The 8828-nt window shown below is 72.7% G+C and carries 10 protein-coding genes and 1 riboswitch; of the genes, 8 read left to right on the forward strand and 2 right to left on the reverse strand.

Annotated features, from left to right (window positions below; translation table 11 throughout):
* Positions 1-606: 606 nt before the first annotated feature.
* Positions 607-1422: a hypothetical protein gene (locus tag ABZW30_RS28165; RefSeq protein WP_355674002.1), complete on the forward strand. Its 816-nt coding sequence runs from the start codon at positions 607-609 to the stop codon at positions 1420-1422.
* A gap of 57 nt (positions 1423-1479) precedes the next feature.
* Here the strand turns inward: ABZW30_RS28165 and ABZW30_RS28170 are convergent, their stop codons facing one another.
* A complete protein-coding gene (locus tag ABZW30_RS28170; protein ID WP_355674003.1) occupies positions 1480-2235 on the reverse strand; it encodes a DUF1775 domain-containing protein in 756 nt (251 codons plus the stop codon).
* A gap of 307 nt (positions 2236-2542) precedes the next feature.
* Here ABZW30_RS28170 and ABZW30_RS28175 point away from each other — a divergent pair, with 307 nt between their 5' ends.
* The 6 genes from ABZW30_RS28175 (at position 2543) to ABZW30_RS28200 (ending at position 6831) form a co-directional block, all read left to right on the forward strand.
* On the forward strand, positions 2543-3298 hold the full coding sequence (locus ABZW30_RS28175) for a hypothetical protein (protein ID WP_355674004.1): 756 nt from the start codon (positions 2543-2545) through the stop codon (positions 3296-3298).
* 131 nt (positions 3299-3429) lie between these two features.
* Complete coding sequence (locus ABZW30_RS28180) at positions 3430-4047, forward strand: sigma-70 family RNA polymerase sigma factor (RefSeq protein WP_355674005.1); 618 nt, start codon at positions 3430-3432, stop codon at positions 4045-4047.
* Positions 4048-4198: 151 nt separating this feature from the next.
* A complete protein-coding gene (locus ABZW30_RS28185) occupies positions 4199-4414 on the forward strand; it encodes a heavy-metal-associated domain-containing protein (RefSeq protein WP_355674006.1) in 216 nt (71 codons plus the stop codon).
* A gap of 199 nt (positions 4415-4613) precedes the next feature.
* Positions 4614-5219 carry an ABC transporter ATP-binding protein gene (locus ABZW30_RS28190; protein WP_355674078.1) on the forward strand — a complete coding sequence of 202 codons (606 nt, stop codon included), beginning with the start codon at positions 4614-4616 and terminating at the stop codon, positions 5217-5219.
* On the forward strand, positions 5216-6079 hold the full coding sequence (locus ABZW30_RS28195) for a metal ABC transporter permease (RefSeq protein ID WP_355674007.1): 864 nt from the start codon (positions 5216-5218) through the stop codon (positions 6077-6079). The genes ABZW30_RS28190 and ABZW30_RS28195 overlap by 4 nt, the downstream gene beginning before the upstream one ends.
* The gene (locus ABZW30_RS28200) at positions 6037-6831 is read left to right on the forward strand and encodes a zinc ABC transporter substrate-binding protein (protein WP_355674008.1); all 795 of its coding nucleotides are present in this window, start codon (positions 6037-6039) and stop codon (positions 6829-6831) included. The genes ABZW30_RS28195 and ABZW30_RS28200 overlap by 43 nt, the downstream gene beginning before the upstream one ends.
* Positions 6832-6874: 43 nt before the next feature.
* On the opposite strand, the gene ABZW30_RS28205 is transcribed toward ABZW30_RS28200, so the two are convergent.
* Positions 6875-7207: a metalloregulator ArsR/SmtB family transcription factor gene (locus ABZW30_RS28205; RefSeq protein ID WP_355674009.1), complete on the reverse strand. Its 333-nt coding sequence runs from the start codon at positions 7205-7207 to the stop codon at positions 6875-6877.
* 97 nt (positions 7208-7304) lie between these two features.
* Positions 7305-7547, forward strand: a riboswitch (cobalamin riboswitch).
* Between the two features lie 51 nt (positions 7548-7598).
* On the opposite strand from ABZW30_RS28205, the gene ABZW30_RS28210 reads away from it, so the two are divergent.
* Positions 7599-8708 carry a HoxN/HupN/NixA family nickel/cobalt transporter gene (locus tag ABZW30_RS28210; protein ID WP_355674010.1) on the forward strand — a complete coding sequence of 370 codons (1110 nt, stop codon included), beginning with the start codon at positions 7599-7601 and terminating at the stop codon, positions 8706-8708.
* The last annotated feature ends 120 nt before the right edge of the window (positions 8709-8828 follow it).

Below are 8828 nucleotides of genomic sequence, written 5' to 3' on the forward strand. Positions count from 1 at the left end.
ACGAATACGAGCAGGATTACTGGGCGCAACTGGAGCGAGCCCCGCAAGCCGCTTGATCACACGATCGCGGACTCCACCAAAGTCGGGGCAGCTCAAAGCTCTTGCGGCCCTTGCTGTTGCCCTGGCCGTCGTTCGGCCCGGGCCGGTAGATCAGCCGCGATCGCTCGCCGGCTCTGTAGCAGGTCAGGGCGGCGATCGAGATCCGCTGGCGGGAGCCGCCTTGTACCCGAATGACGGGCGTACGGCCGCGGTGCCCCCGGGTGCGGGCGCGCGGGGGCGTCATCGAGACTCCGGCCTCGTCCTCAAAGACCAGTCAGGTTCCGAGCGCCGCCGCTAGGCTTTTGCCTTCGCCGCACCTACCGCTTCCGCGCCTCGACCGCTCCGTCGTTGCAGCGGAGGGCACTGCGCTCCCGGCTCTAGTTTCGGTTATCGCGACCAACGTCACCGGTCTCCTGTGCAGTGAGGCCGAGTCCCCTCGGCCCCGGACGGCGTCCATTCCGACGCGCCCGCAACGGGAAGGGCCTGCCGATGACCGCTTCTCCTCCTCGTCCGTTCGCCCGAGGTTGGCTGCTCGCGTCCTGCCTGCCTGTGCTGCTCGTACTCGGGATGGCCGCATCCGTCCCGCCCGTCTCCTCCGGTCCCCCGCAGGCCGCGACGGCGAGCATGCCGGAGATGCCCGGCATGGCCCATGCGGCGGGCACCTCCCAGGGCCTCGCCCGCGGCCTCGCCGCCGAGCAGGACGGCTACCGGCTGAACACCGCGACCTGCGGCGTTCCCGCCGGGCGACCGACGGCCTTCCAGTTCACCGTCACCGGCCCGAACGGCGCCCCCGTCACCGACTTCGCCGTCCACCAGACCAAGAAGCTGCACTTCTACGCGATCCGCACCGACCTCACCGGCTTCCAGCACCTGCACCCGGACATGGCCGACGACGGCACCTGGACCGCCGACCTCGCCGCCCTCACCCCGGGCACCTGGCGGCTGTACGCCGACTTCATCCCGAACACCGGCCCGCACGCCGCCGAGCTCGTACTCAGCCGCACCGTCACCGTGCCCGGCGAGCCAGCCCCCGTGCCGCTGCCCGCCCCGGCCGACAGCACCACCGTCGACGGCTACACCGTCACCCTGCACGTCCAACCGATGGCCGGCGCACACCAGTTGACCGCGACCATCAGCCAGGAGGGCCGTCCGGTCACCGACCTCCAGCCTTACCTGGACGCCTACGCCCACCTCAGCGCCTTCCACGAAGGCGACCAGGCGCTGGCCCACCTCCACCCGGCGAACGCGGTGAACGGTGACCACGGCGGGCCGACGCTGACCTTCCAGGCCCTGCTTGCCGAGCCGGGCAACTGGCGGGTCTTCCTGCAGTTCCAGACGGCCGGGCAGCTGCACACCGCCCAGCTCACCTTGCACGTCGACTGAAGCCCCAGTGCCCGGCGCCCGCGTCACGGGGCCGGGCACTGGGGCAGTTGCGCAACGTCAGCTGGCGGCGGAGCGCTTGCGGCGCCACCACCACGCGCCGCCCGCGGCGAGCACGACCACGACGGCGGCACCGATGGCGATCGGGGCGGCCGAGGACGAACTGCCGCTACTCGACGCGGTCGACGCAGCGCTGGGCGAGGCCGTCACGCTCGGGGCGCCGGACGCGGTGGCGGATACCGACGGGGTGGCCGACGCGGAGGGGGTGGCGGACGCGGAGGGCGCGGTGCTGGTAGGCGCGGCGGAGGGGGTTCCGACCGGGGTCGCTCCGGGCGCGGCGGCGGCGAGCTTGAGGGTGGGCGCGGGGTGCTCGGGCTCGGCGCCGCCCTGGGGCAGTTCGATCCAGCGGTCGATGCGGCCGTCGCTGTAGGTCTCCAGGGTCTTGAAGACCAGTTCCTTGGCGTTGGGAAGCTGCTTGATGGTGATCTTGTAGACGGCGTCCTTGCCCTGGGGCAGCGCAGGCCCGCCGACCGTGTATCCGTCGGCGGTGGCAGCGAAGGTCCAGCCCTGGGGCGCATCGGCGAGCGCGACGTCCGCCGGGGCGATGCCCTCGGGCAGGACGACCTGGAACTTGGCCAGGCCGGCGGTGCTCGACTCGGCCTCGGCGGTGAAGGTGACGGTGGCGTTGGTGGCCAGCGCCTGGGCGGTCTCGGAGGCGACCTCCACGTGGGCGAAGGCCGGCACGGCCAGGACGAGGGAACCGGCCACGACCGCCGTGACAGTGGCAGCCCGGCCGAGCAGGCGGGAGGTGTTCATGGGGAAGGCGCTCCGAGGGGGAAGGCGACATCCGGCCGGGGCAGGCCGGGCCGATCAGGGTGAGGGCGGCGTCCATGATGCACGATGAAACGGGCAGGTCAGCACAGCATCGGAAATCTCGTAACGGCGGGAACCAGCCACTCCCGCTGACCGACTACCTACGTTTCCGCACCGCCCCAGGGGACCGGCTTGGGGTGCCGCGCACCGCAATCGAACGCATCGGTGCGCGCGCGATTCTTCCGACCCGGGCCTGTGGCACCGAAGTGCGGGGTGCGACCATAGGCCCGCCATGAATGTGGGACAAGGAGTGCGTACGGGACGAGCCGCGGTGTTCGCGGCGGTCTGCGTGCTGCTCGCGTCCCTCGGTCACGTGCTGATGTCCGGCACGCCCGTGCCCTGGTGGACGCTGGTCGCCGCGTTCGCCGCCACCGGCGGCGCCGCGTGGCGGCTCGCCGACCGCGAGCGCGGACCGTGGCTGGTGACCGGCCTGACGGTCGGTGTCCAGGCCGTCCTGCACACGCTGTTCTCACTCGGCCAGGCCGCCACCGCCCCGCCGTCGGCGGGAGGACTGACCTCCCAGTGGGCCCAGCTCCTGCTGTGCAGCCCGAACCACGTTTCCCCCGAGCAGGCCGCGCAACTGGCGGAGGCCGCCGGTCTCGGCACGGGGGGCGGGTCGGGTGACGGCCTGACGGTCACGATGGCCGACATGCCGGATATGTCCATGGCCGGCATGGATGTCGGTTCCCGCGCGCACCACGCCGCCGCGATGGCCATGCCGATGGATCACCATGCGGGCGGGGCCGTCGGCATGCTGGCGGCGCACCTGCTCGCCGCGGTGCTGATGGGCCTGTGGCTGTCGGCCGGCGAGCGGGCCGTGTTCCGGCTCGGCCGCACCGTCGCCGCGCGCCTGTTCGCGCCGCTGCTCCTGCTGCTCCGCCTGGCCTGCCCGCCCCACCGCCCGCGCCTGCGGCCCATACGCCACCATCCCGTCCAGCGGCTGCGGCAGCTGCTGCTCGTTCACGCCATCACGTCTCGGGGCCCTCCGGCTGTGACCGCCGCCTGACGGCTCTCCCCTCCGGGGACACCCGCGCCGACGCCGCCCCCACCCGGGTGCGGCGATGCCCGCGCGTGCCCCGGCACGGTCACCTGCGGCCACCGGCCGCTTCCCCGCCTTCCCGAGAAGGACATCTGGCGATGACACCTGCCCTGCCACGCCCCCGCTCCGCCCGATACCGCTCCGCGCACGACGACGAGACCGTCACCGCGTGGGCGCTCGCCGCCCGCGACGGCGACCCCGCCGCGATCGAGAGATTCGTGCGCGCCACCCGCAACGACGTCTGGCGCTACGTCGCCCACCTGAGCGGCGACCCGCAGGCCGCCGACGACCTGGCCCAGGACACCTACCTGCGGGCCCTGCGTAGCCTCCCCCGCTTCGAAGGCCGCTCCTCCGCCCGCACCTGGCTGCTGTCGATCGCCCGCCGCACCGTCGCCGATCGGTTCCGCTTCGCCGCCGCCCGCCCCCGCCTCGTCAACACCGACGACTGGCAGGGCGCCGCCGAACGCGCACAGGACTGCGGGACCCCTGGCTTCGACGAGGGCGTGGCCCTGGCCGAACTGCTCACCGCGCTGCCCGCCGAGCGCCGGGACGCGTTCGTCCTGACCAGCATCCTGGGCCTGGCGTACGAGGACGCCGCCGAGGTCGCCGGCTGCCCGATCGGCACCGTACGCTCCCGTGTCTACCGGGCCCGCACGACCCTCATCAAGATGCTCGCCGACGCCGAGCGCCAGCCCCTCGTCGGCTGCGCGGCCTGACCGGTTCCCCGTTCCATTCGATGGTGGCACCAGACAGCGTGCCGCTGTGTCCGCACGGCGGCCGTGCGCTGTCATGGTCGGCGCCATCGAACGGCCGTACCCGTCACAGGACGGCGGCCGTGAACCACCCACGTTCCTTGGAGGTACCCGTATGTCCATCACCACCGCCTTCGCCGTCGAGGGCATGAGCTGCGGCCACTGCGAGAAGACGGTCAGCGCCGAGCTGTCCGCCATCCCGGGCGTCACCGAGGTCGCGGCCGACGCCCAGGCCGGCCGGGTCACCGTCGCCTCCGAGTACGCGCTCGACGAGGCGCTGGTCCGCGGCGCGGTTGACGAGGCGGGCTTCGCCCTCGTCGGGCGGATCTGAGACGGCCGGGAGGCTCGGCCTGGCCGGGTTCCGGTGCTGCCGTGCGGCGGCACCGGGGCCCCGGCCCGGATCTCGCGGGGACTCGGCAGCGGTGCGTCCCGACTAAGGTCGCGTGGAGCACAGCACAGATCAGGGCACGGACACCGCGTGGCAGAAACCGCTTCCGCCACCGGCCGGCCTGGACCTCCGCCTACGCGACGTGGTCTGCCGGCACGGCCGCCTGGAAGCGGTGGCCAGGGTCGATCTCGACGTGGCCCCCGGCGAGCGGATCGCGCTGACCGGCACCAACGGTTCAGGCAAGACGACGCTGCTGCGCGCGGTCCTGGGCCTGCACCGCCAGGTCGCTGGGCAACTGCTGGTCGGCGGACGCGGCACCCGCACCGCCGCCGAGTGGGCCTGGCGCCGCCGGGCGTGCGCCTGGATCCCCCAGCGCCCGGCCGCCGGCCGGTTCCCGCTGCTGGCACGGGAGCTGCTGGCCAGCAGCGGCGCCGCCACCGAGGCGGCCGAGGCAGCCGAGCGGCTGGGGGTCGCGGCACTGGCGGACCGCCCGCTCGACGCGCTCTCCGGCGGCCAGCTCCAGCGGATGCACCTCGCCCGCGCGGTCGGATGCGTGGCCGCGGGCGCCGGCGTGCTGCTCGCCGACGAGCCAACCGCAGCGCTCGACTTCGCCGGCCAGGAGGAGGCGGCAGAGCTACTCACCGGCCTTCCGGCCACCCTGCTCGTGGTCACCCACGACCGGGCGCTGGCCGCCCGCTGCGACCGGGTGCTGGAAATGGCGGCGGGCCGACTGCGGGTGGTCACGTGAACCCCCTCGAACAGGTCGGCGCGCTGCTGCAGTTGGTGCCGGTGCAGCGGGCCGGCCTCGGACTGCTCCTGGCGAGCCTGGGACTGCCGCTCGTCGGTGTGGTGATCGTCGGGCTCGACATCATGCCGGTGCGGTTCGCCATGATGCACGTCGCACTGCTGGGCATCGCGGTCGGCATCATCGTCGGCCTCGACCCGGCCCTGTGCGCGATCGTCGCGTGCGCGCTCGCCGGAGCGGGCGTGGCACCGCTGGCCCGTACACCTGACGGCCTGTCCGGGGCGATGGGCCTGCTGATGAGCCTGGCGATCGCCGGCGCCCTGCTGGTGCTGTCGGTCTCCGGCGTCAATGCCAACGGCGCGTTCGCACTGCTGTGGGGATCGATCCTGGCCGTACGCCCGGCCGACCTCGCCGTCCTCGGCGTGCTCGCGGCGGCCGTACCCGCACTGTTCCTCTGGCGCCGTCGCGACCTCGCGCTGCTGCTGCACGACCGCGAGTTGGCGCTGTGCTCGGGCGTGCGGGTGCAACGGCTGACGCTGGTGTTACTGGTCATGGTCGCGGTGGCCGTCGGCGCGGCGATCCGGCTGACCGGCGCGCTGCTCGTCGACGCCCTCACCCTGCTGCCCGCCCTCGCTGCCCGACGACTCGGCCACTCGCTCGGCTCGATCGCCGCCTGGGCGGTCGGCATCGGCGCGGCCGTCCACCTGCTCGGGTTCCTGGCCGCCCTCGCCTGGGACCTTCCCCCGGGCCCCGTGCTCGTCCTCGCCGCCGGGGCCGTCGCCCTGGCGGCCCACCTCATCCCCGAACGGAGAACCACCGCATGGCGCAGAGCCGCGTCCCCGTCCGCCCGTTCGTCGCACTGACCGCCGGGCTGCTCGCCCTCACCGCGTGCAGCAGCACCACGAGCGGCACCGCCGCCCCCGACTCGTCCAAGGGCCCGGTCGTGGTGGCGACCACCACCTGGGAGGCCGCCCTCGCGAAGGCGGCCGGTGCCAAGGACGTCAAGGTCCTCGTCCCGGCCAGCGTCAAGCACGCGCCCGACTACGAACTGAAGCCCTCCGACCTGACCGCCGTCGCGGGCGCCGACTTCGTGCTCTACGCCTCGTTCGAGCCCTTCGCCGGCAAGGTCAAGGAGGCCGCCGGCTCGAAGGCCAAGCCCGTCGAGGTCAATCTGGACGACCACCGCGATGCCACCGTCGCCGAGGTCACCAAGCTCGGCAAGGCCTTTGGCACCGAGCAGGCCGCCGCCCAGTGGAACACCGCCTTCACCGCCGAGTACGACAAGCTCGCCCAACAGGTGAAGGCCAAATGGCCCGCCGGGCAGGCACCGGTGGTGGTCACCCAGACGTTCACCACCTGGGCCGCCGACCTCGCGGGCGTCCAGCCCACCGGCACCTACGGCCCGGAGGCCGTCACCCCGACGCAGCTGGCCGAACTGTCCGCGAAGAAGCCACAGTTCGTCCTGGAGAACGAGAACATGTCAGTCGGCACGGTATTGCCCGACTCGGGCGCCAAGCAGGTGAACATCGTCAACTACCCGGACCAGGACCTCGACCTGCTCACCGTCTACCGCAACGCGGCCGGCCAGCTGACGAAGGCGTTCTCCGGCTCCTGATCCACCTGAAGGTGGGGGCGGTCCTGATGCCCAAGCCCCCACCTCAGGACGCCTGCGCGCGGACTCCGTCGAGGATCTGCTCCAGAGCCGCGTCACGAAGCTCGTAGCGAACCACGCGGCCCTGCTTGACCGCGACGACCACCCCCGACGCACGGAGCAGCCGCAGCGTCTGCGAGACGGCGGCCGGGGCGACCTGGCAGGCCTGTGCGAGGTCGGAGACCGGGATCGGTCCGGCGGCCCGCATGGCGGTCAGCAGCGCCAGCCGGCGGGGCTCCGCCAGCAGCGCGAATCGCTCGGCGGCGGCGCGCAGCCGCTCCCGGTCCGCCACCGCGGCAGCGGCCGCCCGCACCGCTTCGGCATCGATTGCCCCTGGCACGTGCGCTCCCCCTCACCCGCCATGCCCGTGTCAGCACTTTGCGTTATTGCAACATATGCGCAGCTGCGCAGCCTTGTCGACAGGGTGGGCCAGCCCCTACGGTGTTCCCCGCCGTGGTGTTCGGGAAGTCCGGTGACAGCTCCTCAGGAGCCGATTCCGGCGCGGCCCTCGCCACTGTGAAGGGGTAGTGCCCCTGGCGTGCCCGCAGGAACTGCGGGCAGTCACCGGTGCCGTACGGCGCGCGGGAAGACGAGCCGTGGGGTGCGCTCAGCCCTGCCCGGACGCGGGCAGAACTGTCCATCCCCCAGCCAGGAGACCGGCCACGGCGTGCACGACTCCCCCGACCTCACCCGGGGGTGCCCCCATCGAGGAGCTGGAGAGGCCGCCCGTCATGACCCTCACCGACGAAACCCCGTCATCGACCCTGCCGCTGCCGCCGCGCTGGCAGCGGCAGGACACCGTCCGCACCGCCACGCTGCTGGCCGTCATCGTGGCCATGCACGTGGTCGCCTTCGGCATGCTGTTCCTGCTGGTCGCCCCGAACCACTACACGATCGGCAACCAGGCCTTCGGCGTCGGGCTCGGCATCACCGCCTACACCCTCGGCATGCGGCACGCCTTCGACGCCGACCACATCGCCGCCATCGACAACACCACCCGCAAGCTGATGGCCGACGGCCAGCGCCCGGTCTCGGTCGGGTTCTGGTTCGCCCTCGGCCATTCCAGCATCGTCATGGCGATGGCCGCCCTCGTCGCCGGCGGCGCACAGATCGCCGGCACCCTGGTCGACGACCAGTCCACCGCGCACCAGTGGCTGGGTGTCATCGGCACCAGTGTCTCCGGCACCTTCCTCTACCTGATCGCCGCGCTCAACCTGATCGCGCTCGCCGGGATCTACCACGTCTACAAGGCCATGCGGGCTGGCCAGTTCGACGAGAAGCAGCTGGAGAAGCACCTCGACGAGCGCGGCTTCATGAACCGCATCCTCGGGCGCCTCACCAAGTCCATCCGCCGCCCCGGCCAGATGTACCCGGTCGGCGTGCTGTTCGGCCTGGGCTTCGACACCGCCACCGAGGTCGCGCTGATGGTGATGGCCGGCTCCGGCGCCGCCTCCGGCCTGCCCTGGTACGCGATCATCTGCCTGCCGCTGCTGTTCGCCTGCGGCATGAGCCTGTTCGACACCCTCGACGGCACCTTCATGAACTTCGCCTACCACTGGGCGTTCTCCAACCCGGTGCGCAAGGTTTACTACAACCTCACCATCACCGGGCTGTCGATCGCCGTGGCCTTCGTCATCGGCACCATCGAGCTGGTCGGCGTCCTGCACGAGAAGCTCGACCTCACCGACCCGGTCACCGGCTGGATCTCCGACATCAGCCTCGACAACGTCGGCTACATCCTGGTCGGCATGTTCGTCGTGGTCTGGGCCTGTGCCCTCGCCTACTGGCGCTTCAGCAACGTCGAACAGCGCTGGGCTGCCCGCGTCGACCAGACCGGCTGACGCTCGCGCTGTTCTCAGCCTGTGGGGGGGGGGCGGGCGGGGGGGCCCCCCCCGCGGTGGCCCGCCCCCCCCCCCCCCCGCGCCGCCGCGGCAACCACCCCGGCGGGGCGCGCCGCCCCC

It is taken from the genome of Kitasatospora sp. NPDC004669 (genome assembly GCF_040609455.1).
In the GTDB taxonomy this organism is placed as follows: domain Bacteria; phylum Actinomycetota; class Actinomycetes; order Streptomycetales; family Streptomycetaceae; genus Kitasatospora.

Coding starts and splice junctions, on each gene's coding strand:
- ABZW30_RS28165 (WP_355674002.1), top strand. CDS start 607: ATGGCCGCATCCGTCCCGCCCGTCTCCTCCGGTCCCCCGCAGGCCGCG.
- ABZW30_RS28170 (WP_355674003.1), bottom strand. CDS start 2,235: ATGAACACCTCCCGCCTGCTCGGCCGGGCTGCCACTGTCACGGCGGTC.
- ABZW30_RS28180 (WP_355674005.1), top strand. CDS start 3,430: ATGACACCTGCCCTGCCACGCCCCCGCTCCGCCCGATACCGCTCCGCG.
- ABZW30_RS28185 (WP_355674006.1), top strand. CDS start 4,199: ATGTCCATCACCACCGCCTTCGCCGTCGAGGGCATGAGCTGCGGCCAC.
- ABZW30_RS28200 (WP_355674008.1), top strand. CDS start 6,037: ATGGCGCAGAGCCGCGTCCCCGTCCGCCCGTTCGTCGCACTGACCGCC.
- ABZW30_RS28210 (WP_355674010.1), top strand. CDS start 7,599: ATGACCCTCACCGACGAAACCCCGTCATCGACCCTGCCGCTGCCGCCG.